This is a genomic window from Halobacillus sp. Cin3 (assembly GCF_947311855.1).
GTDB classification, from domain to species: domain Bacteria; phylum Bacillota; class Bacilli; order Bacillales; family Halobacillaceae; genus Halobacillus; species Halobacillus kuroshimensis.
Genome location: NZ_CAMZMV010000001.1, coordinates 862,580 through 888,712 on the forward strand (window position 1 = coordinate 862,580; position 26,133 = coordinate 888,712).

General features: G+C 46.7%; 30 protein-coding genes. 5 read left to right on the forward strand and 25 right to left on the reverse strand.

Annotated features, from left to right (window positions below):
- Positions 1-10 precede the first annotated feature (10 nt).
- The gene (sleB, locus tag QMA39_RS04665) at positions 11-871 is read right to left on the reverse strand and encodes a spore cortex-lytic enzyme (RefSeq protein WP_027954439.1); all 861 of its coding nucleotides are present in this window, start codon (positions 869-871) and stop codon (positions 11-13) included.
- Positions 872-1,039: 168 nt separating this feature from the next.
- Complete coding sequence (prsW, locus tag QMA39_RS04670) at positions 1,040-1,717, reverse strand: glutamic-type intramembrane protease PrsW (RefSeq protein ID WP_027954440.1); 678 nt, start codon at positions 1,715-1,717, stop codon at positions 1,040-1,042.
- A 96-nt stretch (positions 1,718-1,813) separates the two neighbouring features.
- On the opposite strand from prsW, the gene QMA39_RS04675 reads away from it, so the two are divergent.
- Positions 1,814-2,782 carry an asparaginase gene (locus QMA39_RS04675; RefSeq protein WP_084163027.1) on the forward strand — a complete coding sequence of 323 codons (969 nt, stop codon included), beginning with the start codon at positions 1,814-1,816 and terminating at the stop codon, positions 2,780-2,782.
- A gap of 33 nt (positions 2,783-2,815) precedes the next feature.
- On the opposite strand, the gene QMA39_RS04680 is transcribed toward QMA39_RS04675, so the two are convergent.
- The 7 genes from QMA39_RS04680 to QMA39_RS04710 form a co-directional block, all read right to left on the reverse strand.
- On the reverse strand, positions 2,816-3,802 hold the full coding sequence (locus tag QMA39_RS04680; RefSeq protein ID WP_027954442.1) for a YpdA family putative bacillithiol disulfide reductase: 987 nt from the start codon (positions 3,800-3,802) through the stop codon (positions 2,816-2,818).
- Positions 3,803-3,900: 98 nt separating this feature from the next.
- Positions 3,901-5,181: a Glu/Leu/Phe/Val dehydrogenase gene (locus QMA39_RS04685; RefSeq protein WP_027954443.1), complete on the reverse strand. Its 1,281-nt coding sequence runs from the start codon at positions 5,179-5,181 to the stop codon at positions 3,901-3,903.
- Positions 5,182-5,309: 128 nt separating this feature from the next.
- Positions 5,310-6,254 carry a D-alanine--D-alanine ligase gene (locus tag QMA39_RS04690; RefSeq protein ID WP_281658083.1) on the reverse strand — a complete coding sequence of 315 codons (945 nt, stop codon included), beginning with the start codon at positions 6,252-6,254 and terminating at the stop codon, positions 5,310-5,312.
- A 124-nt stretch (positions 6,255-6,378) separates the two neighbouring features.
- Positions 6,379-6,963 carry a genetic competence negative regulator gene (locus tag QMA39_RS04695; RefSeq protein WP_027954445.1) on the reverse strand — a complete coding sequence of 195 codons (585 nt, stop codon included), beginning with the start codon at positions 6,961-6,963 and terminating at the stop codon, positions 6,379-6,381.
- Positions 6,964-7,085: 122 nt separating this feature from the next.
- Positions 7,086-7,985: a MerR family transcriptional regulator gene (locus tag QMA39_RS04700; RefSeq protein WP_027954446.1), complete on the reverse strand. Its 900-nt coding sequence runs from the start codon at positions 7,983-7,985 to the stop codon at positions 7,086-7,088.
- A gap of 74 nt (positions 7,986-8,059) precedes the next feature.
- Complete coding sequence (locus tag QMA39_RS04705) at positions 8,060-8,848, reverse strand: metallophosphoesterase (protein WP_169516184.1); 789 nt, start codon at positions 8,846-8,848, stop codon at positions 8,060-8,062.
- Positions 8,849-8,941: 93 nt separating this feature from the next.
- A complete protein-coding gene (locus tag QMA39_RS04710) occupies positions 8,942-9,580 on the reverse strand; it encodes a CBS domain-containing protein (RefSeq protein WP_281658084.1) in 639 nt (212 codons plus the stop codon).
- A 125-nt stretch (positions 9,581-9,705) separates the two neighbouring features.
- Between QMA39_RS04710 and QMA39_RS04715 the strand changes: the two genes are divergently transcribed.
- The 3 genes from QMA39_RS04715 to QMA39_RS04725 are packed head-to-tail and all read left to right on the forward strand — an operon-like array spanning position 9,706 to position 10,789.
- The gene (locus QMA39_RS04715; protein WP_027954449.1) at positions 9,706-9,927 is read left to right on the forward strand and encodes a spore coat associated protein CotJA; all 222 of its coding nucleotides are present in this window, start codon (positions 9,706-9,708) and stop codon (positions 9,925-9,927) included.
- Positions 9,924-10,193, forward strand: a complete 270-nt coding sequence (locus QMA39_RS04720; RefSeq protein ID WP_027954450.1) for a spore coat protein CotJB — start codon at positions 9,924-9,926, stop codon at positions 10,191-10,193. Before QMA39_RS04715 ends, QMA39_RS04720 begins: the two co-directional genes overlap by 4 nt.
- A 26-nt stretch (positions 10,194-10,219) precedes the next feature.
- The gene (locus QMA39_RS04725; RefSeq protein ID WP_027954451.1) at positions 10,220-10,789 is read left to right on the forward strand and encodes a manganese catalase family protein; all 570 of its coding nucleotides are present in this window, start codon (positions 10,220-10,222) and stop codon (positions 10,787-10,789) included.
- Positions 10,790-10,793: 4 nt separating this feature from the next.
- Here QMA39_RS04725 and QMA39_RS04730 read toward each other — a convergent pair whose 3' ends face one another.
- The 4 genes from QMA39_RS04730 to QMA39_RS04745 are packed head-to-tail and all read right to left on the reverse strand — an operon-like array spanning position 10,794 to position 14,220.
- Positions 10,794-11,078, reverse strand: a complete 285-nt coding sequence (locus QMA39_RS04730; RefSeq protein ID WP_027954452.1) for a hypothetical protein — start codon at positions 11,076-11,078, stop codon at positions 10,794-10,796.
- Positions 11,062-11,664 carry a CPBP family intramembrane glutamic endopeptidase gene (locus QMA39_RS04735; RefSeq protein ID WP_027954453.1) on the reverse strand — a complete coding sequence of 201 codons (603 nt, stop codon included), beginning with the start codon at positions 11,662-11,664 and terminating at the stop codon, positions 11,062-11,064. The genes QMA39_RS04730 and QMA39_RS04735 overlap by 17 nt, the downstream gene beginning before the upstream one ends.
- Entirely contained in the window at positions 11,657-13,171 is a 1,515-nt protein-coding gene (locus QMA39_RS04740) for a RecQ family ATP-dependent DNA helicase (protein WP_281658085.1), read from the reverse strand. Before QMA39_RS04740 ends, QMA39_RS04735 begins: the two co-directional genes overlap by 8 nt.
- Positions 13,168-14,220 carry a helix-turn-helix domain-containing protein gene (locus QMA39_RS04745; protein WP_206932835.1) on the reverse strand — a complete coding sequence of 351 codons (1,053 nt, stop codon included), beginning with the start codon at positions 14,218-14,220 and terminating at the stop codon, positions 13,168-13,170. Before QMA39_RS04745 ends, QMA39_RS04740 begins: the two co-directional genes overlap by 4 nt.
- 176 nt (positions 14,221-14,396) lie before the next feature.
- Here QMA39_RS04745 and QMA39_RS04750 point away from each other — a divergent pair, with 176 nt between their 5' ends.
- The gene (locus QMA39_RS04750) at positions 14,397-14,645 is read left to right on the forward strand and encodes a ferredoxin (protein WP_027954456.1); all 249 of its coding nucleotides are present in this window, start codon (positions 14,397-14,399) and stop codon (positions 14,643-14,645) included.
- Positions 14,646-14,678: 33 nt separating this feature from the next.
- Here QMA39_RS04750 and QMA39_RS04755 read toward each other — a convergent pair whose 3' ends face one another.
- The 12 genes from QMA39_RS04755 to QMA39_RS04810 all read right to left on the reverse strand — a co-directional run bounded on the left by QMA39_RS04755 (position 14,679) and on the right by QMA39_RS04810 (position 26,064).
- Positions 14,679-15,131 (reverse strand): helix-turn-helix domain-containing protein, encoded by a 453-nt coding sequence (locus tag QMA39_RS04755; protein ID WP_027954457.1) that lies wholly within the window; start codon positions 15,129-15,131, stop codon positions 14,679-14,681.
- Positions 15,132-15,225: 94 nt separating this feature from the next.
- Positions 15,226-16,326: a hypothetical protein gene (locus QMA39_RS04760; RefSeq protein WP_281658086.1), complete on the reverse strand. Its 1,101-nt coding sequence runs from the start codon at positions 16,324-16,326 to the stop codon at positions 15,226-15,228.
- Positions 16,313-16,855, reverse strand: coding sequence for an RNA polymerase sigma factor SigX (gene sigX / locus QMA39_RS04765; RefSeq protein WP_206932838.1), 543 nt, complete (start codon positions 16,853-16,855; stop codon positions 16,313-16,315). Before sigX ends, QMA39_RS04760 begins: the two co-directional genes overlap by 14 nt.
- Before the next feature lie 149 nt (positions 16,856-17,004).
- A complete protein-coding gene (locus QMA39_RS04770) occupies positions 17,005-18,771 on the reverse strand; it encodes an ATP-binding protein (RefSeq protein ID WP_281658376.1) in 1,767 nt (588 codons plus the stop codon).
- Positions 18,771-19,487, reverse strand: coding sequence for a response regulator transcription factor (locus QMA39_RS04775; protein ID WP_027954461.1), 717 nt, complete (start codon positions 19,485-19,487; stop codon positions 18,771-18,773). Before QMA39_RS04775 ends, QMA39_RS04770 begins: the two co-directional genes overlap by 1 nt.
- Before the next feature lie 79 nt (positions 19,488-19,566).
- A complete protein-coding gene (ccsB, locus tag QMA39_RS04780; RefSeq protein WP_281658087.1) occupies positions 19,567-20,754 on the reverse strand; it encodes a c-type cytochrome biogenesis protein CcsB in 1,188 nt (395 codons plus the stop codon).
- 16 nt (positions 20,755-20,770) lie between these two features.
- The gene (locus QMA39_RS04785; RefSeq protein ID WP_027954463.1) at positions 20,771-22,405 is read right to left on the reverse strand and encodes a cytochrome c biogenesis protein ResB; all 1,635 of its coding nucleotides are present in this window, start codon (positions 22,403-22,405) and stop codon (positions 20,771-20,773) included.
- A 29-nt stretch (positions 22,406-22,434) separates the two neighbouring features.
- Entirely contained in the window at positions 22,435-22,986 is a 552-nt protein-coding gene (gene resA / locus QMA39_RS04790) for a thiol-disulfide oxidoreductase ResA (RefSeq protein ID WP_027954464.1), read from the reverse strand.
- A gap of 53 nt (positions 22,987-23,039) precedes the next feature.
- On the reverse strand, positions 23,040-23,777 hold the full coding sequence (locus tag QMA39_RS04795; RefSeq protein ID WP_027954465.1) for a pseudouridine synthase: 738 nt from the start codon (positions 23,775-23,777) through the stop codon (positions 23,040-23,042).
- A 126-nt stretch (positions 23,778-23,903) separates the two neighbouring features.
- A complete protein-coding gene (locus tag QMA39_RS04800) occupies positions 23,904-24,419 on the reverse strand; it encodes a spore maturation protein (RefSeq protein WP_035531347.1) in 516 nt (171 codons plus the stop codon).
- Positions 24,416-25,006, reverse strand: coding sequence for a nucleoside recognition domain-containing protein (locus QMA39_RS04805; RefSeq protein ID WP_027954467.1), 591 nt, complete (start codon positions 25,004-25,006; stop codon positions 24,416-24,418). Before QMA39_RS04805 ends, QMA39_RS04800 begins: the two co-directional genes overlap by 4 nt.
- Positions 24,994-26,064, reverse strand: coding sequence for a D-alanyl-D-alanine carboxypeptidase family protein (locus QMA39_RS04810; protein WP_281658377.1), 1,071 nt, complete (start codon positions 26,062-26,064; stop codon positions 24,994-24,996). The genes QMA39_RS04805 and QMA39_RS04810 overlap by 13 nt, the downstream gene beginning before the upstream one ends.
- Positions 26,065-26,133: the final 69 nt, after the last annotated feature.

The window sequence follows — 26,133 nt, forward strand, 5'->3', positions numbered from 1 at the left end:
CTCGCACCTCCTATTTACAAAAGATATGTTTTCCAATCTGCTTAATTTGAGGTCTTGTCCAAATCCAGTCTGAAGTGGCGGTATTCGGATTAAAGTAGTACAACGCCTGTCCGGATGGATCCCATCCATTGATGGCATCCATGACCGCTTCCTTGGCCTGGTCATTCGGCTCAAGCCAGATCTGACCGTCTGCCACAGCTGTGAACGCCCGAGGTTCAAATATGACCCCCGATGCTGTATTCGGGAACGAAGCACTCTGAACTCTGTTCAATATGACAGCCGCTACAGCAACCTGACCTACATAAGGTTCACCCCTGGCCTCCCCATAGACGGCATTCGCCATAAGCTGAATATCATTTTGTGAATATCCGCTTGGAACGTTGACGGCTGTCGGCTCATCCGGCTGTCCCCCGCCCTGGCCCCCCTCTTGTCCTTCCGGCTGTTTCGAGGATGGAGGTGATTGACCGGCAGGCTGTTTCGTCTGCTTGCTTTTCGGAACGCCACCGTAATGGGTGAAGTCTTTACCTTCCCGGATCTGTTTTTTTACATATCCTTCATCGTAATTACTTGCTTTGACAAGCTTATCCTTCACTTCCTGACCGGCCAGGCCATCGATTTCCAATCCGAATTCATACTGGAAATTCCGAAGTCCCCAATAAGTCCCCCAGCCGAACACACCATCAATATCGCCATTATAAAAGCCGAGGTACTGAAGCCTTGCCTGCAGTTCAATGACATCATCGCCTGTTGCCCCCTGCTGGATGACCTGACTGGAAAATCCATGAACTGGTTTGCTCCATGTTCCATCTGCTATTGGGAATATCAGCAGAACCAGACCTGCAGTAACGACCATTGTTTTCTTCCATAACATCCACCAAACACCCCTGACGCAATAATTTAGTTATGGAAGTAGTTTTTTACTTTCGCGCAACTTTATACATTGCCTGTTCTCTATACTCGTTGGAATGGATTTCTCCAAAAAAATGCCTGTGGGTCGCCTTTGATTAGAAAGCGGGTGAATGGCAGTAAAAAAACACCCTCAACGGGGTGTCTCTTGATTTCTATAATAGATGGATTCATGATGATCATTGGCGAGCCTGATTTTTCGAATCCCAACCATCCATAAACCGATCATAAACGGGGTGATCCAATACGCCCATGTATCCGTCTGAATCGTGATGATGTAATCATAAATCGTATGTAATACAACAGGGATGATAAGCGCACAAGCAAGTGACTTTCGGATATGGACCGTTGTAAACTTCGCTTTACCCATATAATACCCCATAATGATGCCGAACAGGGCATGGGAAGAAACGGGAAAGACGGCCCGGAGCATCGCAATTTCAATGCCTTTATTAAAAAGGAAAAGAACATTTTCGATAGTCGCGAATCCGAGACTGACCGCTCCACCATAAATGATGCCGTCATAGTGGTGGTCGAAATGAGAATGTCTGTAGGCGACAAACAATAGAAAGAACCATTTGAAAAATTCCTCAAGGAGACCTGCCAGGAAGAAGGATACAAATAACTGGTTTGTAATGACCTGTTCCGTCTCAAAGGCATACTGGATAAACATGATGGGAAAAACCATAATGACGCCGATAACAAACATCCGTATAATAAGAGGGAGAGGCTCAAGTTCTATACGCTTGCTTAAATATATGAATGTCATGATGGCCACAGCAGGTGATATGGCAGCGGTCAATATGGCCAAGGTAATCAACCCTCTCTCTTTCTTTCAGCTAAGATTCATCGTATCATGAAGAATAAAGAAAAGGAACTATCGATATAGAAAGTTGGTGGATGATTCATGAAGCGCATTTTAATTATACATACAGGTGGAACCATCTCGATGAAAGAAGATAAGGAAACCGGTGAAGTGAACACCTCCTCCCGCCATCCGCTGGAGGAAATTTCGACAGTTCTTCAAGGACGCGTGGAAATTGAGGATGACATTCTATTCTACCTGCCTTCCCCCCACATTCGTCCCGATCATATGCTGAAACTCGGCCGCTATGTACATGAGAAAATGGCCAAACGAAATTATGATGGCGTCGTGATCACTCACGGAACAGACACATTGGAGGAGACAGCCTACTTCCTGGATTTGTTTTTACAAACAAGAAAACCAGTCGTCGTAACTGGAGCGATGCGTTCAAGTAATGAAATAGGAGCGGACGGGCTCTACAACCTGCTAAGTGCCATAAAGGTGGCGAGCTGTGATGAAGCCCAGGACAAAGGTGTCCTCGTCGTTATGAATGACGAAATCCACACAGCCAAAAATGTAACGAAGACGAGCACAAGTAATGTTGCGACTTTCCAGAGCCCTCAATACGGCCCTATCGGAATTACAACAAAATCGGATGTCTTTTTCCACCATAAGATGACCCGGCATGACTCCTATCCGATCCAAAACATAGGCAAGCGTGTGTCTTTGATTAAAGCATACGCAGGGATGGACGGCGATTTAATCGATGCGGTACGCGAAAGCCGTGTGGACGGCCTGATCATTGAAGCACTCGGACAGGGCAACCTCCCTCCCGAAACGATGGAAGCACTGGAGAGAACGATTAAGGAAGGCATTCCCGTTGTCCTAGTTTCCCGCTGCTATCAGGGAATTGTCCAGGACACTTACGGCTATCCCGGAGGCGGACGGCAGCTTAGAAATATGGGCATCATCTTCGCAAACGGACTGACTGGTCCAAAAGCCCGCATCAAGTTAATGGTGGCTCTGGAGATGACGGCGAATATGACAGAGCTCGAGCATATGTTCAGCTGAAAAAAACGTTCAGGCAGCCGCCTGAACGTTTTTTTACGCTTTCGATTCCGCTGCGATGGAAGCAGCGATTTTCCCGCCGTGGTGGCGGCCGTTCTCAATAAAGATTTCATTGTTGTTATATCCGGCAGCGATTACACCGGCAATGTATATGCCTGGAACATTCGTTTCCATTGTGTCCTCATTAAAGGATGGACGACCGGTTTCTTCGTTTATCTCCACGCCCATTTTCGTCAGGAAGCTGTGGTCAGGCTGATAGCCGGTCATTGCAAAGACAAAGTCGTTCGCCACGCTTTTTTCTTCCCCATTGCATTCATATAGGACGGCATCCTGAGTAATTTCTTTTACGTTGGCACAAAATTCCATGGTAACGATCCCTTTTCTCACAAGGGCTTCAAACTGTGGGAGAATCCATGGCTTGATACTTTTCGAATAATCTTCACCACGGTAAAGAACGGTTACCTGCGCACCTGATTTTTCCAGTTCCAGAGCGGCATCCGCTGCAGAGTTTTTCCCACCGATGATGACAACATTCTTGTTGTAATAGGGATGCCCCTCTTTGAAGTAGTGCATCACTTTAGGAAGCTCCTCTCCCTGGACGCCCATGAAGTTCGGCTGATCATAATAGCCTGTCGCAACAATTACCTGGTCCGCTGCATACGATGATTGTTCACCCGATGATTTTTCTGTATGGATGATAAACCCGTTTGTTACTCTTTCAACCTGTTGAACCTTTTCGTACGTATGCACCCGCAGGTCCTCTCTCTCCGCAACCGCACGGTAATAAGCAAGCGCCTCATTACGCACCGGTTTCTGCCTTTCCGAAATAAAAGGAATTTCACCAATTTCCAGTTTTTCACTGGAACTGAAGAAAGTTTGGTGGGTCGGGTAATGATAAATAGAATTCACAATATTTCCTTTTTCAATGATTAACGGTTCAATACCAGCCTTCTGAAGTTCAATAGCTGCACTCATCCCACAGGGACCGCCGCCGATGATGATGGCTTTTTCTTGTTGATGCACGTATAACACTCCTCTTTCCAACAACGTTCTTCCGTTCATTTCAAAAAAATGAATCTCCTACCATCATCATGATAGGAGATTCCATTTATAGAATCAAGTTATATCCATCCACGGAAACGGGATGCTTCTGCCATTTTTCGGACTCCGACCATATAGGCGGCCAGTCTCATATCCACACGTCTTGTTTCTGATGTACGGTAGACGTTGTCAAAACCTTTGACGATGACTTTATGAAGCTTCTCTTCCACTTCTTCTTCTGTCCAGTAATATCCCTGGTTGTTCTGTACCCACTCAAAGTAGGAAACAGTTACGCCCCCGGAAGAAGCCAGCACATCCGGCACAAGAAGGATGCCGCGCTCAGAAAGAATTCTCGTTGCTTCCAGTGTCGTTGGCCCGTTGGCTGCCTCTACGACAATGTTCGCTTTCACGTTATAGGCGTTATCTTCTGTAATCTGGTTTTCAATAGCTGCGGGAACAAGAATATCACAGTCAAGCTCCAGCAGTTCTTCATTCGTAATCGTATTGTTGAACAGGTTGGTCACTGTGCCGAAGCTGTCACGACGGTCCAGAAGATAGTCAATATCAAGACCATCCGGATCGTGAAGCCCTCCGTAGGCATCCGATATACCGACCACTTTAGCCCCTTTATCATGCATGAATTTCGCAAGGAAGCTTCCGGCATTACCAAAGCCTTGAACGACGACTCTTGCGCCTTCGACATTGATGCCTTTTTTCTTGGCTGCTTCTTCAATGCAGATGGTTACGCCCTTCGCTGTCGCAGTTTCTCTTCCGTGGGAACCACCGAGTACAAGCGGTTTACCTGTAATGAAACCCGGGTTGTTAAATTCATCAATGCGGCTGTATTCATCCATCATCCACGCCATAATCTGTGAATTGGTAAATACATCGGGAGCGGGAATATCTTTCGTCGGGCCTACGATCTGGCTGATTGCCCGGACGTATCCGCGGCTGACTCCTTCCAGTTCACGGAAGGACATTTCCCTCGGATCACATACGATACCGCCCTTTCCTCCGCCGTACGGAAGATCGACGATACCGGCTTTCAAACTCATCCAGATGGAGAGCGCTTTGACTTCTTTTTCAGACACATTCGGATGAAAACGGACGCCGCCTTTGGTTGGACCTACAGCATCATTATGCTGGGACCTGTACCCTGTAAAGATTTTGATCTGATCGTTGTCCATTCTTACAGGAATTCTTACGGTCATCATGCGGACAGGCTCTTTCATTAATTCATATACTTCATTGGGGTATCCTAATTTATCAAGTGCTTTTTTAACCACGGTCTGCGTGGATTTCAACACGTCAAGTTTGTCATTTTTTTCGTTTGCATTGTCTGCAGGCTTATCGGCTACCATCCATTTACCTCCTATATCATCCATTCGATTAGGGCTCTTCTTTCAGTGAATAGTATACACGTTCCGCTGCCTGTTGGAAAGGTCGAAACCAGCTTTTTCATCCGTTTTCACAAAGAAGTTGTAAGCGATTACACTTTTTTCTCATACGCAGGCTGGGACAGATCCACGAACGATTGGATTAAATCATCATAACTTAAGCCGATCTCTTGAGCAGCATCAGGAAACAGACTCGTCGGAGTCATTCCCGGCAGAGTATTGACTTCAAGAATTACTGGTTCATTTTTATCATTAATAATGAAATCGACGCGTGAATAAACGTCACATCCCAGCAGCTGATGAGCACGTACGGCATCTTCCTGAAGCTTCGCCGTAATATCAGCCGGCAGTTCAGCTGGTACGATATGTTCACTTCCACCTGGTTGATATTTTGAATCAAAATCGTAATAATCATTCTTCGGAATAATTTCAATGACCGGTAGAGCCTTCTCTTCCCCTCTGCGCCCCATGACGGGTACAGTTACTTCTCTTCCTTTTACATAATCTTCTACGAGAATCATAGAATCCGACTGTGCTGCTGTTTTGACAGCCCGGCCGGCATCTGCCTCATCCTTTACGATAGTCAGACCCAGTGTGGACCCTTCCTGATTCGGTTTAATGACAAATGGAACCTGAAACTGCTGTTTGATATCATGTTCAATCGAAGACCATTGACTCTCATCTGTGACATCGAAGGCCGCGCTCTCCGCTGTGTTCAAGCCGTTCAGGGAAAAGATCTGCTTGGATTTAGCCTTATCCATGGCGAGAGCAGAAGCCAGCACCCCCGAACCAACATAAGGAAGACCCTTCATATCAAGAAGACCTTGAATCCTTCCGTCTTCGCCAAAGCGCCCGTGCAGACCAATGAATACAAGGTCGACATCAAGCCCTGTGACCTGGTCCAGACGATCCGGTGAAAAATCGACGGCCGTAACCTCATGGCCTTTATTCTCCAATGCTTGTATAATTCCCTTTCCAGTAGACAAGGAAACTTCCCGTTCCCCTGAGGTTCCTCCATATAAAACCGCAATCTTCATTTCCTACACTCCATTTCCTACCACGATATAGATTTGCCAACCTTTATAGTAACACGTTTGACAACAGCCCTTCTATCCATAAATAAAAAGAACGAGCTTATCTTCAAGACTCGTTCCTTCATCATTAAGAGAAATGTTTAGTTATTAATCCACAGGCATCTTTGTCCATAATCAACTTCCCATATTCAATCAGCCGATATGATGTTACGGCTGTAGCTGAAGCGTATTCAGAAAGCAGGGCAATGACCTGATCCTGGTCCAGGTGATCTATTTCTTTATCTTCCAGGAGCATATAATAGGAATCCTCATAATGATAAATACTTCCACCTGTCACACCAAGCTGATGGAGGTGGATCCCGGCCTGGATGACGTGTTCGAAATCAGAAAAGGAAAACATCATTTCCTTGCTCTCATCAAGGGTTACCTTCATTTCAAGGTAGTCTTCGTCATCTTCCTCAATATCAGCAGGCTCTGTTCTTGTCACAACGACAAGCATGCCTTGTGCCTGAAGCAGATAAACCTGCACGAGCAGAACTCCTGTAAGCTCTACTCCGAGCTCTATGCCTGCGTCATACATCATATCGCTGAATATCCGGTGTACGCGAGGTAGATCATTCCAAAGTTCCTCGCGGGAGAGGCCCCGGTCCATTAAATCGTCAAAAGTAAGGAAAATCTTGAACTTTTCACTCGTCATTCTCTCTACTCGCATATGATCGCCCCCCTAGTCACGATGTGTTATCTATATAGTATGATGACCAGCGCCATTATGGCACCTTTTTTCAAATTATATCCGACATTTCAAGCCGGGGGCAAATATAATTTCCCAGTCCATCAGTTCGTTTGCAGCCACTGTTCCCATGCACGCTTGGAATTTCCAACGATAAACGGCTGAATCCGTTTTTTGTCCAATTCAGACAGCCGGTCATAGGCATACCCTCCGAGACCTATCTTAAGAGAGGGAAATTCACGCTGAAGCGCTTCGGCCAGACGAATCGTGATCGGTATGTTTTTCTTTAGTGTACAGGACATGAACATATAAGCGGGCTCAATTTCATTGATTACGATATCGATATCCCCTCCGGCAATGCTCTGGCCGAGATAGATGACATCATAGCCTTTCCGCTTCAAAAAGAGGGCAAAAATAAGCAGGCCCAGTTCGTGCCGTTCATTCGGGCCGCATACGAGCAGAGCTCTAGGAAGCATACTGTCCGATGGAATGGAAAGAAGCATCATGCCTATACGGGAGCGGATGAACTGGCTGGCAAAGTGCTCGTGAGCACTTGTGATTTTGTTTTCCTCCCACAAATCCCCGATTTTCACGAGAATCGGGCCGATAATATCAATCGCGACCGTTTCAGGCGTGAACAGACTGAATGCATGATCAAGATGCCGCTGGGCGTCATTTTCATTAAATGAAAGAAGGCTGTCCAGCAGCTGATCACCAATTTTATCAAGCTGTGTGCGGTTTTCCGAGTGCTCATTATGGGTGACGGCTTCCTCATTGCTTTCCAGGAGTGAAACCGCCTGTGATATCGTAAAGCCTTTATCCACTTTTTCCATCAACCATTTTAATATTCTGATATGCTCATCTGTATAAAGCCGATGACCCGCTTCATTGCGCGAAGGACGGATCATTCTGTATCGACGTTCCCAGGCTCGGAGTGTTCCAGGCTGGATGCCCAGCATCTGTGACACCGCTTTAATATTATATTTTGCTTTAGTCGTAGCCATAAGCCTGCCTCCAAGTAAGTCTTTTGCTTTAATTATATAGGAATCAAACGTATTGTGTAAAATTTGTATATTCTTTATGCAAGGTTTTTAGATGAATTCTTTACATATCCACCGATGTCTATGACGTGACACTCTGCTCTTGTCCCGAGCCTTAACGGCAGCAGGGATGTTCCGTACCCTTCACTCACCAGGTGAGGAATAGAATCCCTCCTGCTCCATCCTCCACGCTGATAGGGACCCATGCCGAACAGCCTGATCTGTCCTCCATGAGTATGACCACTCAATATGAGATCATACTTCTTTTTTTCCTGGGCATTCATCTGACTGTATACATAAGGATCGTGTACGCATAAGATTCGGAAACAAGAAGAATCAGCCAGTTCCACCGACCGCCTCGGCTTCAGGAAATAAGGATCAAGACCCGTGACTATGAACGGTGTTCCTCCTTTTCCTTCTCCCTCCACATCCTCATTGGACAACGTTACAACCCGATGTCTGTCCAATACGGCTGTAAGCGGTTCTTCGATCAGTTCATGATCATTGTTGCCTGGTATAAAGTAAACCGGTACTTCCCAATGGTTCAAACGTCTCAGGTTCGTCTCTAGTTTAGAAATGGATGTCCGCTTATCCACCAGATCTCCACCGATAATGACGGCATCCACTTTCCCGGCGTTTTTTAATGTTTGTTCTTTAATGAGGCGGTTATGTATATCAGAGATAAAGAAAATACGCAGGCGGTCTTCGTCATTTCCAAAGGCGGTCTGCACCACTTCCTCCCTGACATGATCTCTACCAGCCAGATACCTCATATACAAAAGCATACTCAGTCCTGCCACAGCCAATACAAGTATCCATATCAACAACTCCATCCCACCTCCTTGATTCTCGCAATGAAAATATCATCATAGCATATCCAAAAAAACACCGCTATGCCCGGATAGGCACAGCGGCAGTGATTATACATGTTTGACACTTAAGATTCGAAAGCCTGATTTTTCAAGTTTCTTTGTAAAGGCTTCTATATTATCATTTTCCTCAATTTTCAAAACGATTCTCCTCGCCAGCTTATCCGTCTCGTCAAAGGTAGCAAGGGAAATTACGTTTTCGTGATAGTTTTTGATGATATCCCCCAGTCGTTCAATCCGGCCCTCAGACTCTTCTGATGTAAAGGCGATCCGAATGCCTTGTTTCTTTACACCAAAGGCACTCTCAAATTGTTCAATCACATCATACCGTGTCACAAGCCCTTGAAAAACTCGGTGGTCATCCACCACCGCGAGTACGGCAAAGCCCTTGAACATAGGTAGTGTCCGTTCAAACACTTCTTCATTGGTGATACAGAAATCTTCATATCCGGCCGCTTCCCCTGCAGGTGTTTCTTCCAGGAAAGTTCCCGTGTCCTGTCCACCGGCCTTTTTATAGCAGGATTCATAAATCATTTCCTTCGAAATCATACCTCTGAATAGGTTCCCTTCCAGTACAGGCACAGCCTCGATGTCTTTCTGCTCCAACAGTTCCAGCACGTCTTTCAAGCTGGTGTTTACATCTGCTGTAAATGACTGATGAACTGGTTTCATGATCCCTTTTACAAACATACCTGTCACCTCTTTCTTTTATCGTCAGTATCTTATTCGCCTGAAGCCGGCGGTTCTACTGCCTTAATCAGAATAGGACAACATTTGGACACATATATTTTTGGAGACAAAGGGAGTGTTGAAATATGTATACACCAGTGAAGTGCTACCACCCTTATTACGGGCCTTTTGATCCGTGTCCCCCCATCAGGACCAAGTGTTACCAGACACCACCTAATTTATACCTCGGATTCCAGCCAATGAACCTGCAGCAGTATCCTCTGCAGGAAGCTTTATACAAAGGAACCTTATGGCCCTGTCTTTATGACCCCTACCCGACGCCCGTACCTAAAGGAGGAAAAGGATGAAGCAGGGTCAATCCCACGATCAGGAGCGCTATTCCTTGATGGAAAAAATTCAAATGGTCGATTTCGCTCTGGTTGATTTAACGCTTTATTTGGACACACATCCCGAAGATACGCAGGCGGTTCAGCAGTTTAATCAGCTTGCAGTGGAAAGCCGGGATTTGAAAACCGTCTTTGAGCAGAAATACGGTCCCCTCCGTCAGTATGGGGGCAGTTTTTCCGGATACCCTTGGAACTGGTCCGATGCCCCTTGGCCATGGCAGCTGTAAATCTTTGAACTTTTAGGAGGAATCACATGTGGTTTTATGAAAAGAAACTGCAGTATCCGGTTAAAGTAACGGAATGCAACCCCAGACTGGCCAAATATCTCATCGAACAATACGGCGGGGCGGACGGGGAATTGTCGGCCGCCCTCCGCTATTTGAACCAGAGATATACCATCCCTGATAAAGTCATCGGATTACTAACAGATATAGGAACAGAGGAGTTTGCCCATCTTGAAATGATTGCGACCATGATTTATAAATTGACGAAGGATGCTACACCAGAACAAATGAAAGAGGCAGGGCTTGGCGCGCATTACGCCAACCACGATCACGCTCTGTATTATCAAAATGCAGCAGGGAGCCCTTGGACAGCTACATATATAGCAGCCAAAGGAGATCCCATCGCTGATTTGTATGAGGATATAGCTGCTGAGGAAAAAGCACGGGCCACCTATCAATGGATCATTAATATGTCCGATGACCCGTGCCTCAATGACAGCCTCAAATTTCTCAGGGAGCGCGAAGTCATCCACTCCCAGCGCTTCCGGGAAGCTGTGGAGATTTTAAAATTCGAAAAGGACCGTAAACAATTCTTTTAACCGTTCAGCGCTCCACCGTGATTTCTTCATGGTAGGGCGCTTTTTCATTCAGATTCAGCGGCTGAAAAGATATCCCCTTGAGCCATTCGCCCCATAAAGGATAAGAGAAGACAAAGCAAATGAGAACTATGAATACGATAAACCAAAAACGGATCCAGGCAGTGCTGACTTTCCACCTGACTCTTCCGGTTCTGCTTGTATGGACCTCCTGCCGCGGCGGCAGTCCCAGCACATCGAGGTCTTTCTGTTCTTTTTCTTCATGGTTTTCATGTTTATCCGTCTGATGCATGCTTCTCCCCCCATTTCCCGAGCCTGATCCAGACACCGAGAACAACATCAATGATGAAATGAGCTGTAATGGTAACAGCGAGACTTCCTGTTGCTTCATACATGTACCCGATAAAGAAACTGACAAATAAAACCGATAACAGCAGCACCACCCGTTTTAAGTAACGGATATGCAGAATGGCAAACAGCACACTTGCTGTTATATAACCGAACTCATGATGGAGGACGCCCCTGAACAGCATTTCCTCACTTACGGCAACAAGCAGAGTGATGAAGATAATCCCAGGAAAAGACCGGCTCGCAAAAACCCTTTTATTGACTCCTCCATCATCATAAGCACTCTCAGGTAAAACATACATGAGAAACAAATCAATGAGAAGGACAATAAGTCCCGGAATGACACCGTAAAGCCACCAGTCCCGCCAATTTATATGAAATTGTTCCTGCCACTCGGAAAGAAACGGGTCAAAAAGAAAGGCACTTGCCACGACAGCGGCAGACAGAATGATCATCTGCGTCAAAAGAAGGTGAAAGGTGATCTGTTTGTCTGACATTTCCTGGATCATTTCCTGCTGGGCCTTACGCATGGGGCGGCCCCTGATGAAAAATCATCTGCAGGCGCTCCTTCCATGATTCTGCTGCCGGAGTTTCCTGTGACTCACGAAAGGTCAGATGATTTACAGAAAAACCACAGGCATCACAGCATGGAACATAAGGCGGCCGGATATGGTCCTGAAAAGATTGGTATAAAGCTTCCCTGCGGCATCCTGTATGATGAATCCATGTCAGCATTTCCGTAAGTTTCCCCTGCTTATAGGTCCAACGCTCCCGCAGCAGCGCGTGCAGACCGCTTTCGAAATCCATGGGAAACGGCTGAACCTTTCCATGATCCAGCACGCCCCGCTCTTCTGCCTGGTATTTGATGAAATTCCACTGCGATTCAGAAAGCTGAAGCTGCTCCATGATTGACGCATCCTCCAGAAGCTCCTGTCCTTCCTGCCGTTTCAAATAACCAAGGACCAGATCCAGCTGCTCCCGTTCAGGCAGCTCACTCTGGATAAGCATTTGGGGAAGATAGTGATCTTTTTTTGTAAACAAAACGAGACTGGCAGAAGGTTTTCCGTCTCTTCCCGCACGACCGATTTCCTGAATAAACGACTCGGTCTGGGCCGGGAGGTGAAAATGAATAACCAGGCGGATGTCTTTTTTATCCACGCCCATGCCAAAGGCACTTGTACAGCAGATCACATCCAGCTGTCCACTCATAAACTGCTGCTGAACGAGCATACGGTCTGTCTGTTCCATGCCTCCGTGATAGAAGGCAGTCCGGTGGCTGAGCTTCTCTCTCAGCACAAAGCTTACCTTCTCAGCCCACTGGCGGCTGGAGAAATAGATCATCGTCGGCGCGTGTATATGGGAGAGAATGTTTACGATTCTATCTGTTTTCTCCTCGGGGCTTTGGACTTCCTCCACTGACAGACTGATGTTCTGTTTATCCATAGGGTGGATATGGCGGATCATCCCCGGGCGGTTTAATTTTTCCATGATATCTCCCTGGACTTCAGGTGTAGCGGTTGCACTCAGAGCAAGTACAGGAGGGCTTCCTATAGAGTCAATGATACGGTGCAGTTTTAAATAATCCGTACGAAATTCGTGCCCCCACTGGGAGATGCAGTGGGCTTCGTCAATGACAAAAAGAGGGACGGTCATTCGTCTAAAGTCCTCCTGGAGCCGTTCATTTTGAAGCATTTCCGGTGAAACATAGACAAGATCATACCGATCAAGATTCTGGATCACTTGTTTTTTTTCCTTTATATCCATAAAGCTGTTCAATGCTGTGACCGATTTATATCCGGATGCCTTCAACTGCTTCACCTGATCGACCATCAAGGATATAAGCGGGGAGACAACGATGGTTGTTCCTTGGAGAAGCCGTGCGGGCAGTTGATAGCATAAGGATTTACCCGTGCCTGTTGGAAGAATCCCCAGAACATCGTTTCCGCCCATCACATCCCGGATGACATCCTCCTGCCCTTCCCGGAACTGGTCGAAGCCGAAATATTTTTTTAATGCTGCTGCTAACTGTGTACTCACGGTAATGGTTTCCTTTCTATATGCGTGCTCCGCCCATGAGCCAGAGCCAGGCGGATTTCAAAATAATCATAGACGCCTCCAAGATCCTGATGTATGTGCTTCAGCCGCTGGGTATTCAAATCAATCGCTTTCTGATTGATCTCGGCGACCTGATCCACCGTCAAAAACGGGGAGACATCAAAGTCAGGAGTTACAAGGGCGGCTTCCACAATATGATCCTGTATGGTGCTTTTCTTCAGCCGCCGGATGGTTACAATCTCTTCAAGGGAGAGGCCCTGGGCAATAAGCTGATAGGTTTTCCCTGCAGACGCTGTAACGAGATGGGAGGCTTGAAGACCACGCGTGCATAAATGGAGGACAGGATAGGCATCCTGGTTCATTTTTGCCTGCTGAAATAGATAATAGTACGTATGTCTAAGCCCCAGCAGGACATCCTCCTTGGACATCCTGAATTTCTCTTTAAGCTGATCCAGAGTCAGGCCTATCCATCCACCACCAGTAAGGCGGTGAGTAAACAGCTCAGCCTGGACCGGATCATGAGCAGAAAGCAGCTTTTCCAGTTCCTCATACAGGGATTGGTTGAGGCGGGCCAGCTTATTCTGGAAAGTAGCAAACACCTTTTTCACCCATAGCTGGGCTGCCGGATTGTCAACAATGGCTACATAGGACTGAATCCCTGCTTCTTTATTCGAAGACGCCTGGACGAGAAGGTTTAAACGGGAAATGAAGGCCGGGACCACTTCATGCCATGTCATTCCCTTAAAATACGGGAACGTCTGCGTAGACGGCTGCCGGCTGGTTTCTGTTATTTGCGGAAAACTCTGCTCATTCAAAACGATTTCTCCACTATGAGACATCTCGTCGATCAGGGTATCCAATCGTCTGCGATCCAGCTCTGGAAAAATACCAAACAGATGATCAAGCTGATACGCTTTGGCATCCTGCATGGTCTGGGAGGATCTTTTCCCTGTCAGCATATTAAAAATACCAGATACCGTCCGTTCCCCCTTAAACCGCTGGATGCAGAGAAGGACAATAGATTCAAACATCCACCCACCACCTTTCTAGTTTGATTTTTTCACCGTTCATACAAAACCGCCCTGAAAAACAGCTCCATGTCAACCATTTGAAAAATACAGGGGGGAGATTTACAATAGGACGTGGACCACTTTCATAGACAATGACTGTCAATATAGAATGGTTAGAAAAAGGAGGGGAAATCCCTTTGGCGAAATACACGATGGTCGATAAAGAAACCTGTATTGCCTGCGGGGCCTGCGGGGCGGCTGCTCCGGACATCTATGATTATGATGACGAAGGACTTGCCTTTGCAGTGATGGATGATAATGAGGGGACGGAAGCTGTACCCGATTTATATGAGGAAGATATGGAAGATGCCTTTGACGGCTGTCCAACCGATTCTATTAAAATTGCGGAAGCTCCTTTTCATGGAGATCCGTTAAAATTCGAATGATATACACCGGCCCCTTCTAAACAGGGGCCGTTCTTATGTTTCACGTGCTATCTTCTCCAAATGGAGTTCTGCCTCCACACGATTCCATGTCGAAAAAAGCCTCGTTCCCGCTCTACTGATGCGGAAATGACCGCTTCTTTCATTTCGTTCAAGCTTAAGACTGCCTTTTTCAGTGATGACCGTCCACGTCACCGGCAGGCTGGACGTAGCTTTTTCCCCGGCGTATATATGAAGATGGGCAGCCGTTTCCAATATTTCAAGAGGCGCATCCCCCAAGACTCTCCTGATGATCTCACTTTCTCTGAAGAGCGCACAGACCGCAGTGACCGTTGTCCACCCGGCCGTCGTTCTCTGCTTTTCAATTTGAACTAGGGTCTTTTTGGACAGCCCGATGATTTCAGCCATCCGATTCTGCGTGTATCCATATTCCACTCGGATGAGCTTCATTTTTTGAGAAATTAATTCCTGTATCTGCATTTGATCCATCTGCATGTCTCCTTTTTCAGACGGTTCTATTTTAACACGCATCAGCCGGAACGTCCCAAAAAAACTCCCCTGAAATAGGGGAGTTTGCAAAGGATCATGGTTCTACGTTGAACGGGGCGGGCAGATCAACAGGTTTTGTTAAATCATACCTTCCGGCTTCCTCCACTCCCATTCCACCAAAGGTTACCCGGGACATCCCGAAATGGCGGGCCGTAGCTGAAACAGCCTCAATCATCAGAATGAGCTCCTGTTCGCTCCTCCATTCCTGATGAGAAATATCCAGCTGTACATGCCCTTCTTCAGCCTTATCGACGGCAAATTCAACATGGTCTGGAACAGAGGGTTTGATATACGTTCCACCACCTTTCTCCTTCATCAAGTTCAACACTTCTTCCAGAGATGGTTTTCCTTCCGTAGGCACCGGGGCCAGATAGGTGGGAGACTGCGCGTTATACTGGTACAGCTTAAACATATATTCCCCTTCCGAAATCGGGTCCAGGCTGTCCAGTTCCCCATAATTCCCCATCGGGACCGAATCATAGGAAGGACGATTCAGCGCAATGGTCTGCACTCCTTTACCTTCCAGCTCCCAGCGGATACTTTCCATAAGCATTTGCACATAAGCTGTTCCTGCTGGATCAAATTCATCCGGAAAAGTAACCTCCGCCTTTTCCGCCGCTTCATCAATATCAATTTCGACGTTCTGCAGCAGTCTGTCTGACAAGCCTTTCTCCTCCGCTATTTCCTTTGTAAAAGGAAGAGCATCATGAGTGGAAACCGGTATGACAACTTCCGCATTCCTTCCTGGATAAACAAATGTAAACCACTCATCCTCCATGATAGACAAGGAGGCATCGGGAGCCTCCGAAGACTCCTCCCCTTCCTTTGCAGCGGACCCTGTAGAACTTTCATTTTCAGGGTTCTCCAGAGACGGAGAAGCTTTATCACTGGTTTGTGTGGAAGGCTGGGTATTTAGTTGCTGATGCTGTGACATAAAGACAGGGATGAAGACGGCGAGCAGTATGAGTACAGCGCAGACGGAAAATCCAGGCCCCAGCCACGAAGGGACACGTTTTTTCTTCCGGTGTAACTTTTCGTTTACTGCCTGATAGAGGATTTCTCTGGATTGATGATCTTTTATGGAAGGGAGCCTGGACAACTGCTCTTCCACATCCTGTCTATTAGATTTTTTCATATTCTCCTCCCCCTCCTTCCACTGAATCTGTGTATTCCTTCACGGCTTTCAACGCTCGATGCTGCGTCGTTTTCACTTTGCTTTCTGTCCAGCCCGTAACCTCGGAAGTTTCCTTAATTGAAAGCCCTTGGATATAACGCAGGATTAAAACGGTCCGCTGATCGACAGAGCACTGGTTCATCGCCCGGTAGACATGCTTTACGTCCTCACTCTGGATAATGATTTCTTCAGGGAGCGGATCGCGGTCAGGAAGCTGGGGGCCCTTTTCACCCCAGTCAAAAAATTCAGCCACTCGATCCCGCTTTCTTTTCTGACGGCGGAAATGATCGATGGTTACGTGACGAGCAATGGAAAACAGCCACGTTTTTTCCGAGCTTTTCCCATGAAAAGAATGATAGGATTTCAACACTTTCACGTAAACATCCTGGACAAGATCCTCCGCCAGGTTCCGGTCTTTTACCATATAATAAATGAACTGAAACAGGTCCTGGTGGTAATGATCATAAAGTTCATCAAAGAACGCTCTCAATGGCTGTACCTCCTGCGATACTTATTTAGACGCTCCTATGTATCAAACGTTACACTTTCATCTTAAAGTCTTCGTTTAGAAAAGAAAACCAGATCTTTCAACCGTCCATAAAAAAACGTAGAAGCTGCCTGCAGCAGGCAGCTTCTACGTTACTGGTGGTAAGGGATCTTGAAGGTGAAGGTTGTCCCTTCCTTCAGTCGGCTGTGGACACTGATCGAACCTTCATGTGCCTCCACAATGTTCTTCGTGATGGCAAGCCCAAGGCCGGTCCCTTTCTTGTAATTCATATTTTCGCGCTTTCTTGATTTATCTGCTTTATAAAAACGCTCGAATACAAACGGCAGATCCTCTTCAGGAATACCGAGGCCGGAGTCGCTGACTGATCCCACCCACGCCCCGGTTCCGGCTTCCACACGGATCATGACTTCGCCGCCTGTTTCTGTATGACGGATGGCATTATCAATCAGATTGGTAAACACCTGCTCAATCCGGTCGGGATCAAAGGAGGCCGTTTCCACTTCAGGATCTATAGCCGAATGAAGGATCACGCCCTTATCATTCGCAACCCCCTGGAACTTCCTGATAATCTTATGCATGTAGGATTCCATATCCAGCGCTTCCATGGACAACTGGATATGGCCCGCCTCCATACGGGCCAGGTCGAGCAGTTCATTGACGAGCCTGCCGATCCGAAGCGATTCATCATGGATAATCTGAGCCAGTTCATTCTTTTCCTCTTTGCTTTCCGCGATGTCGTCCACAATAGCCTCGCTATAGCCCTGGAGCATTGAAATAGGCGTTCTAAGCTCATGGGATACATTGGCAATAAAATCTTTCCTTAGTTTGTCCAGACGCCTCTCATCTGTCATATCCCTTAGAACAGCCACTGCACCACGGATTTTCTGACGATCGTATAAAGGCGTCATTAAAATAACCCATGAACGCCCCTGCAGAGTTGCCTCTGTCATCAACTCCTGTTCTTCGATAATGACACGCTGCAGCAGTTCCTGTAATGGTTCAGGAAGATCTACGTGTCCATCTGTCCCTTGATTTTCAAACTCATACGCTTCCAAGTACTGTTCAGCAGGTGGATTGGATACAAGAACATCCCCTTGACGGTTCACGGTAATGACCCCGTCCGCCATGGATCGAAGAATCCCGGATAACTGTTCTTTCTCATGATTCAGTGCATTAATATGAAATTTCAGCTCCCGCCCCATCCGATTAAAAGCCATGGCAAGCTCGCCGATTTCATCATGAGTACGGATCGGGATTTTCGTATTGAAGCGGCCTTTAGCAAGTTCGAGGGCGCTTTCCCTCATTTTTATCAAGGGCGAAGTGATTCTCGTCGACAAGAAGAAAGCAAAGATGGTAGTTAAAACAATTGCAATCCCTGCACCAAGGAAGATGATTTTAGTCGTTTGTTCAGAAGTCTCTTCAATTGTATCCAGCGACTGATAGACAAACACAGCACCCTGTCCCTTGTTCAGAGGTGTACCTACAACCATAATGCCGGTTTCTCCGACACTCAGGTCAGCTACTTTTTTCACATCCATGCCTTCTTCCATAACCGTGGATAAATCAGGGTCGTTACTAAACCATTCATAATTGATGACAGGAAGATTCTCAGAGGAGCTTTCCGCCGCAATCTGACGGCCCGGTCCCCAGGTAATGACAGCACGGCTCGCTGGATCTTTGACGAGGTCTGTCGTAGACAAAAGAAGATCCTCATCCTCCTCATACCTCTCCACCACTTCCGAAATTTTATCAGCGGTCTGTAGAAGATGCCGTTCCGCCTCAAGAATGTGGTAGTTCTGAAAAAATTCCAATAGAAGAATGGTTAAAATAAATAGAACAAAACACACGAGAAAGAGGATGGTAAACCATAGTTTACCTACAACACTACGCCAGAACATCAATCGCCGGAGACCTCAAATTTATAGCCGATCCCCCATACCGTTACAATCATTCCGGCAGCTTCTGCGGACACTTTACTGAGTTTTTCACGCAGTCGTTTCACATGGGTATCGACCGTTCTTAAATCCCCGAAGAATTCGTACTGCCATACCTCTTTCAAAAGCCTTTCCCGATCAAAAACCTTATCCGGAGCCTGCGCCATAAAATGCAGCAGTTCATACTCTTTCGGTGTCAATGATACTTCATTCCCGTCAGCGGTTACACGGTGGGCATCATTATCAATTGTCATGTGCGGGAAAACAAGGACGTTGCGGGCAGAGGTTTCCGTTTCCAAAAACTTCGTCGAGGAAGACCTGCGCAGCAGGGCCTTCACCCGCAGAACCACTTCCCTGGGACTGAAGGGCTTCACAATATAATCGTCAGCCCCTGCTTCAAAGCCTTGGACACGGTTGGCTTCCTCTCCTTTGGCCGTCAGCATAATCACCGGTGTCGCCTTCTTCTCACGCAGTTCACGGCATACGTCAATGCCGTCTTTCCCCGGAAGCATCAAATCCAAAAGGATCACATCATAGTCTTCCTGGAGCGCTTTTTGGAAGGCTTCTTCGCCATCCTCCGCCTCTTCAATCACGTAATCTTCTCTCTCAAGATACATACGGATCAGCCGGCGGATACGTTCTTCATCGTCCACGACCAGTACTTTAGCTTCTCGTTCCATAATATCTTCCTCCATTACCATTTAAATCGATTGAATGTACATCAAGGGCAGCACGATTCAAAACCGTCTGCCCTTGACCTTATGCATAAGAATGCAAACCTGAAATGATTAAGTTAACGGCGATCAAGTTAAACATAATGATGCCGAAACCACCGACAGCCAGCCAGGCAGACTTCATCCCCTGCCATCCACGGGAAAGGCGGAGGTGCAGGTATGCGGCATAAAAGAAGAAGGTGATCAAAGCCCAGACTTCTTTCGGGTCCCAGCCCCAGAACCTGTCCCATGCCTGCTGGGCCCAAATCATAGCGAAGATCAGTGCCCCAAGCGTAAAGACCGGGAATCCGATGGCTACCGCCCGGTAAGACACTTCATCAACAAGCTCAGGATTAACCTTTTTCAATAGTGGCTGAATGACTGCCGCAATACGTCTGCGGAAAATGAGGCGTAAGCCCCAGTAAAAAACAAGTCCGCCTGCGACTGCCCAGAGGAATGTATTGAATTTCTTCGCTGCATCTTCGCCACGCATCCATTCAGGAGCATCAAACAAAGGAGATGCAGCATCTTCTGTCAGTAATTCCCCTCCAGCAGGACCCGTAATGGCGGGCATCTCATAGGTAATGGTCACCGGCTGTCCTTCGACTGGTGCTTCAAACTCCGCCTGATAATTAAGAGCGCTGAAGGTTGAGGAAAGCACGATAAACGCTACTGTAGCGGCAATGATATAAATGACAAACTCGAGCCACATCGTATGCTTGGATCGTTTCGTCTGATCCACCTGCCGGATAAGAAATATTAAACCGGCGACAAAGCTTACGGACAGGATTCCTTGACCGAGAGAAGCTGTCGTTACGTGAATATATAGCCAGTGCGACTGCAGGGACGGGACGAGAGGTGAAATCTCTGTCGGAAACATGCTCGCAAATGCAATGAGAAGCAAAGCAATCGGCAGTGCAAACAGACCCAGCAGATCCACACGGTAAATAAAGTAAAGGACAATAAAGGCAAAGACGAGCATCATCCCAAAGAATGTCGTATATTCAAACAAATTACTGACAGGGGCATGACCACTTGCTCCCCACCTTGTAAAGAAGTATCCAAGCTGCGTAAGAAATCCTATGATGGTAATCGTAATACCGATATTTCCAGCCACTCTGCTGCTGCCTTTCTTCTTGTCTCTTATTGTTCCGCCGAAGAAGAAGGTAGCCGTCAAGTAGATGAAAAATGCCGCATAAAGCAGGTTACTGCTTATGGTCGTTAAATCTCCCATGTTCATCCTCCTGACTCTATGATTTCATTTCGTGCTGATCGACGGGAGCCTCTATCCCTGTTCCCTCAATCGCTTTATCAATCTCCATCCTTAATGCATACCAGTTTTTATTCGTATGACCTGCAATCCAGACGCCATCACTTCGAGGCTGAAGCCAGATTCTGCGGTGGTTCCAGTACATGCCCTGGGCAACCCCGATCATAAAGACAGCGCCTCCAAAAGCAATCAACCAGAGCGTTTCATCCTTTTTCACTGTCAGACCGGTCACATCCCTGACATCAAATTCAGTCAGACCAAGCTTGTACTCATTTTCACCACCAGCATCAACATTGGCTCCTATACCGAGAAAACTAGTTTCAGGTTCTGACTCCCCTGGAGGAAATAATTGAAAAACAAAGGCCGGGTTCCTTGGATACTTCGACACGGAAACCGGTTCCCCATCTTCCAGTTCATAATCAGGAAAATAGTTGGCGATTTCCACTCTGTAGCCTTCGTCCAGTTCATATGTAGATTGAGGATTTGTCAGATCGACGGTGAATTCTCCATAGTTGGTCGATTCGTCATCCTTGTCATGAATCTTAAAGGACATTTCCTTGAATTCATTCAATTGATAACTGGCTTGATAAAGGGCATAATCACCGAATTTCAAAGGATTGTTCATCGTGGATGCACCTTCCTTCACCTGCTCCAGCTCCGCTTCAGCTCCTGTGACATCCGAGTTGGTGCGCTCATAGATCACAGCATCCGTCCGGAAAGTTTTAGGAATGGCTCCGTTCTGATTTTCAATCGCTTCTTTAAATCGGGCATCATCAGGATTATCCTTGTCATACGTTTCCAGTGTAAAAGCTTTATTTTCAATATAATACTGTCCATCCGTTCCGGAAATTAAAATGGTTTCCCCTTCCCGGACCCAGATGAATTCATCGACATAAAAAGCCGGGACGAATCGGAGAAGTGCCCCGAGCAGAAAAATGATCAGGCCGATGTGATTGACATACGGACCCCACCGGGCAAAGCGGTTTTTCTCAGCCAGCAGATGGCCATCCTGTTCATACACACGAAAGCGCCGCTTCTTCAGGTTGGCTTTAAAACGCTCCACATCCACGTTCTGAGTTTCTGTCGTTCCGAACACCCGCTGTTTCTTCATAAACAGCTCATGCCGTTTCGGCTTCTGGTTTTTCAAGGTTTTGTAAAGCGGAAAAAACCGGTCAATGCTGGCGATAACGATGGAAATACCAATCATGGCAATCAGCAGCATATACCACCAGGAACTGAATAAATCATGAAAACCAAGCTGATAATAAATCTGGCCGGCGATTCCGTATTGATCCCGGTAGTGGGTGGCCGGATCAGCATTACCAGGTATAAACACTTCCTGCGGAAAAATAGTTCCTACCGCTGAAGCTATGACAGTAATAAAAATGAGCCACACGCCCACTTTAACAGAGGAAAAGAAATTCCATATTTTATCAACCCACGTCCGATTATACGTCTGGGATCTGCGGGCACTCCCATCATAGCGCATGTTCAGCAGTTCCTTCTGGTCATTGCCGTCGATATGCTGATTCCCCTCGACCGGCTTTCCACAGGACTCACACAAAACGGTACCTTCGGGGTTTACGTGTCCGCACTCACAGGTAATCTCATTCATAATAAAACCTCACAATATATAAGTAGACTCTATTCCTCTGGTGAAATCTCCTGCAGGTACCCCTCCAATTTTTCCAGCGTAAGCGGGCCGATCACCTGCTCTTCAATATCACCTTCCGGATTGATGAATAAGGTCGAAGGGATCGGACCGATGTTATACAGGTCCATCACCTGTCCTTTTTTATCCTGAAGAATCGGGAAGGAGAGGTTATATTCATTCACAAAGTTTTCTACAACCAATTCTGTTGAATCCAGGTTGACGGCAAGGATCTCCACACCTTTTTCCTTATACTCGTCGTATAACTCTTCCATATAAGGCATCTCATCCTTGCACGGACCACAATACGTGGCCCAGAAGTTCAGCATGACTCCCTGCCCTTTCAAATCACTCAATCGAACCGTTTCTTCCGTACCGAATTTCTTCAATTGAAAATCAGGCGCCTCTTCCCCTTTGGCAACAGCCACCTGATCATCTTTTCCATTTGCCACAAGAGCAAAAACGACAAGACCAATCATAACCGTCAGCATGGCAGCCCGGAAGATCAGCCTTTTTTTCTTTTTCCGGATGGTTTTCTCTTTCATAGCAGTCACTCCCAGATCATTATATCATCGATTGGAAAGTCAGAATATGAACGTTATTCAACATTTTCTTCAGCGAGCTGGCGCAGCTGTTTCACTTCAAAAGGCTTCAGAGGACGGTAATCCCCGGCATTCAGCCCTTTAAGGTCCAGCGTTCCGTACCGTTCACGCTTCAGTTTATCTACTGGAAATCCGAGGGTATCAAACATACGGCGCACCTGACGGTTTTTCCCTTCGTGCAGGATAACCTGAACGATTGCTGTATTTTTCCTGGAATCCGTAGAATTGATTTTTGCATGGACAGCTTTCAAATACTCCCCGTCCACCGTGATCCCTTTTTTCAACTGCTTCAATTGTTCCGGTGTCGGAATCCCTTTCGTTTTCGCGATATATACTTTGTTGACTTCATGGCTGGGATGCATAAGCATATTGGCGAAGTCTCCGTCATTGGTGAGCAGGATCAAGCCGGATGTATCATAATCCAGGCGTCCGATCGGGAAAATCCTCTCTTTCACTTCAGGAAGAAAGTCTGTTACGACTTTCCGGCCTTTGTCATCGCTTACACTGGAAATCACACCTCTTGGTTTATAAAGCATGAAATAGACAGGTTCCTCTTTATCAATCGGGACACCCTCCACTTCAACATCGTCGTTTCTTCCAACCTTTGTTCCAAGTTCCGTGACAATTTCACCATTCACTTTCACTTTTCCATCCAAAATCATCTGTTCTGCTTTTCTTCGTGATGCAACACCAGCATGGGCGATCACCTTTTGTAGTCGTTCTTTCTCTGCCATACGACCGTCACCAACTTTCTTCTGCTTCTAAAATCTCACATGTTCCCTGCAACTTTCCTACAGCAAGTGAACATACCATTTACATTATACACATTCTATAAAGGTTTGAACAAAAAAATCATCCTATCATTGGAATAGGATGATAACAATTATGATTGATGCCAGTATACCAACTAAATCTGCAAGCAGTCCAACCTTCAATGCATCACCCATCCGCTTGATTCCAACAGCACCGAAATAGACGGTGATGATGTAGAGCGTTGTATCTGTGCTTCCCTGCATGACGGATGCCAGATAGCCGATGAAAGAATCAGGACCGAACGTGCGGATCAGTTCTGTCGTCATACTCAATGCGGCCGTTCCAGAGATGGGTCGGATAAAAGCCAGTGGCAGAATTTCCTCCGGTGCGCCGAAAGCATTCATAACGGGCTCGAACAATACGAGCACCGCTTCCATAGCTCCTGAGGCCTGAAAAACGGCAATGGATACCATCATGCCTAGAAGGAAGGGCAGCAGGGACACAGCAATCTGTAGCCCTTCCTTACTTCCTTCTACGAAAACCTCATAAGAGGGAATCTTTTTTATGGTAGCCGTGACCAGTACGAGACAGATGATTCCCGGAATCAGCCATATACTGATCATAATCCAAGCCTCCGCTTTCTCCTGTAATAAAAATAGCGGTCGATGCAGAGGGCGGCGCAGGTGGAAATGATTGTGGCGAGTATAGTAGCCCCGATGATCGATGTAGGGTCAGAGGATCCATATTTCATCCTGACCGCTATAACGGTTGTAGGAATCAACGTTAACGAGGATGTATTGAGGGCAAGCAGGGTAATCATGGAACGACTGGCATGATCCGATCCGGATAGATCCTTCAATTCCTTCATCGCTTTCAGCCCCATCGGCGTCGCTGCGTTCCCCAGTCCAAACATATTGGCCGTCATGTTCGATAAAATGTATCCAAGCGCAGGATGGTTGTCCGGGATATCTGGAAAGATCCGGCGGACTACAGGTTTAAATAAAACAGCAAGTCCTCTTAACAATCCAGCTTCTTCCGCAATCTTCATCAACCCGAGCCAGAACACCAGCACACCTGCAAGGCTGATCGTAATCATAACTGCCTCATCCAACGTCTGAAATATCGCCTGGTTGACCTCTTTCATCGTGCCGTTGAACGCCGCATAAACAATACCGATGATCGCAAGAAGCGCCCAGATCAGGTTGACCATGGCGCCACCCCCATCATCCGGTGGAGAAAATCACCGACTTCCCGTAAAAAAGACTGCGGTGGACGTTCCTTCCATACAGCAGCTTCAACAATAGGATTATTACCAGACTTATAATAGGTAACCCCCGCCATGAGTCCGGTCCCTTCTTCCACAGGGTAAAACACCGCTTCCAGCTGCTCTTTTTCGGATGAGGTTAAGGGATAAGCTAAATCTCTCGGTACATAATAAGCTTCTCCCCCCACTTTCACCGTGCCTTTCTTCTGCAGAAGGACGGTTTCAAAATGGGCGAATCCCCATTCGAACATGTTTCTATGATCATTCCAATCATCCGGGGCATTCAAAGTAACCGCAATCAATTCCATTCCCTCTTTAGCAGCAGAAGTGACCAGCGTCCGTCCTGCTGCCTTGGTGAAACCTGTCTTTCCACCATTTGTCGGATCATAATACTGAGTCAGCATTTTGTTTTTGTTCATCCAGGCATAATCCCTGTTTTCTGAAAGGTAGGACTCACTACCCGTAATTTCACGAAACGTTTCGTCTTTCATTGCATAAGCCATCAGCAGCCCTAAGTCGTAGGCGCTGGAAAGGTGGGATTCCCCGTCCAGTCCATGAGGATTTTCAAACCGGCTGTCATTCATTCCGAGCCATGCGGCTTTATCATTCATCATCTGGACAAAGCCTTCTACACTTCCTCCCACATGTTCAGCTATAGCGACCGCCGCATCATTCCCACTCCTGAGCATGAGACCATAAACAAGGTCCTTTAAGCGAATGCTTTCTTTTTCTGTTAAATAAATGGAAGATCCCTCTGTATACACGGCCCTCTTACTTACGGTAACCTTCTCATCCATTTTACCTGATTCAACAGCAATCAGCGCCGTCATGATTTTTGTTGTACTGGCAATCAAAGCTGGCTCGTACGCATCTTTCTCATACAGGACCCGTCCGGATGCTGCATCCATCAAAACCGCATGCTCGGCTGATACAGACAGCGCTCCTTCAGCTTGAACCGGGTGTAAACTAAACCATTGGAAAGCGAGCAGGGCGGTTAAAATCATATATAAACACCTTTTCAAGAGGAGCTCCTCCCATTCTAGTCGTTTGCTACACCTTATGCCTGAATGTAC

What these genes read in the sequence shown, in the direction of transcription:
- sleB (WP_027954439.1), bottom strand. Translation starts at nt 871, where the DNA reads ATGTTATGGAAGAAAACAATGGTCGTTACTGCAGGTCTGGTTCTGCTG.
- QMA39_RS04675 (WP_084163027.1), top strand. Translation starts at nt 1,814, where the DNA reads ATGAAGCGCATTTTAATTATACATACAGGTGGAACCATCTCGATGAAA.
- QMA39_RS04685 (WP_027954443.1), bottom strand. Translation starts at nt 5,181, where the DNA reads ATGGTAGCCGATAAGCCTGCAGACAATGCAAACGAAAAAAATGACAAA.
- QMA39_RS04690 (WP_281658083.1), bottom strand. Translation starts at nt 6,254, where the DNA reads ATGAAGATTGCGGTTTTATATGGAGGAACCTCAGGGGAACGGGAAGTT.
- QMA39_RS04695 (WP_027954445.1), bottom strand. Translation starts at nt 6,963, where the DNA reads ATGCGAGTAGAGAGAATGACGAGTGAAAAGTTCAAGATTTTCCTTACT.
- QMA39_RS04700 (WP_027954446.1), bottom strand. Translation starts at nt 7,985, where the DNA reads ATGGCTACGACTAAAGCAAAATATAATATTAAAGCGGTGTCACAGATG.
- QMA39_RS04710 (WP_281658084.1), bottom strand. Translation starts at nt 9,580, where the DNA reads ATGTTTGTAAAAGGGATCATGAAACCAGTTCATCAGTCATTTACAGCA.
- QMA39_RS04715 (WP_027954449.1), top strand. Translation starts at nt 9,706, where the DNA reads ATGTATACACCAGTGAAGTGCTACCACCCTTATTACGGGCCTTTTGAT.
- QMA39_RS04720 (WP_027954450.1), top strand. Translation starts at nt 9,924, where the DNA reads ATGAAGCAGGGTCAATCCCACGATCAGGAGCGCTATTCCTTGATGGAA.
- QMA39_RS04725 (WP_027954451.1), top strand. Translation starts at nt 10,220, where the DNA reads ATGTGGTTTTATGAAAAGAAACTGCAGTATCCGGTTAAAGTAACGGAA.
- QMA39_RS04730 (WP_027954452.1), bottom strand. Translation starts at nt 11,078, where the DNA reads ATGCATCAGACGGATAAACATGAAAACCATGAAGAAAAAGAACAGAAA.
- QMA39_RS04735 (WP_027954453.1), bottom strand. Translation starts at nt 11,664, where the DNA reads ATGCGTAAGGCCCAGCAGGAAATGATCCAGGAAATGTCAGACAAACAG.
- QMA39_RS04745 (WP_206932835.1), bottom strand. Translation starts at nt 14,220, where the DNA reads ATGTTTGAATCTATTGTCCTTCTCTGCATCCAGCGGTTTAAGGGGGAA.
- QMA39_RS04755 (WP_027954457.1), bottom strand. Translation starts at nt 15,131, where the DNA reads ATGGATCAAATGCAGATACAGGAATTAATTTCTCAAAAAATGAAGCTC.
- QMA39_RS04760 (WP_281658086.1), bottom strand. Translation starts at nt 16,326, where the DNA reads ATGAAAAAATCTAATAGACAGGATGTGGAAGAGCAGTTGTCCAGGCTC.
- QMA39_RS04770 (WP_281658376.1), bottom strand. Translation starts at nt 18,771, where the DNA reads ATGTTCTGGCGTAGTGTTGTAGGTAAACTATGGTTTACCATCCTCTTT.
- QMA39_RS04775 (WP_027954461.1), bottom strand. Translation starts at nt 19,487, where the DNA reads ATGGAACGAGAAGCTAAAGTACTGGTCGTGGACGATGAAGAACGTATC.
- ccsB (WP_281658087.1), bottom strand. Translation starts at nt 20,754, where the DNA reads ATGGGAGATTTAACGACCATAAGCAGTAACCTGCTTTATGCGGCATTT.
- QMA39_RS04785 (WP_027954463.1), bottom strand. Translation starts at nt 22,405, where the DNA reads ATGAATGAGATTACCTGTGAGTGCGGACACGTAAACCCCGAAGGTACC.
- resA (WP_027954464.1), bottom strand. Translation starts at nt 22,986, where the DNA reads ATGAAAGAGAAAACCATCCGGAAAAAGAAAAAAAGGCTGATCTTCCGG.
- QMA39_RS04795 (WP_027954465.1), bottom strand. Translation starts at nt 23,777, where the DNA reads ATGGCAGAGAAAGAACGACTACAAAAGGTGATCGCCCATGCTGGTGTT.
- QMA39_RS04800 (WP_035531347.1), bottom strand. Translation starts at nt 24,419, where the DNA reads ATGATCAGTATATGGCTGATTCCGGGAATCATCTGTCTCGTACTGGTC.
- QMA39_RS04805 (WP_027954467.1), bottom strand. Translation starts at nt 25,006, where the DNA reads ATGGTCAACCTGATCTGGGCGCTTCTTGCGATCATCGGTATTGTTTAT.
- QMA39_RS04810 (WP_281658377.1), bottom strand. Translation starts at nt 26,064, where the DNA reads ATGATTTTAACCGCCCTGCTCGCTTTCCAATGGTTTAGTTTACACCCG.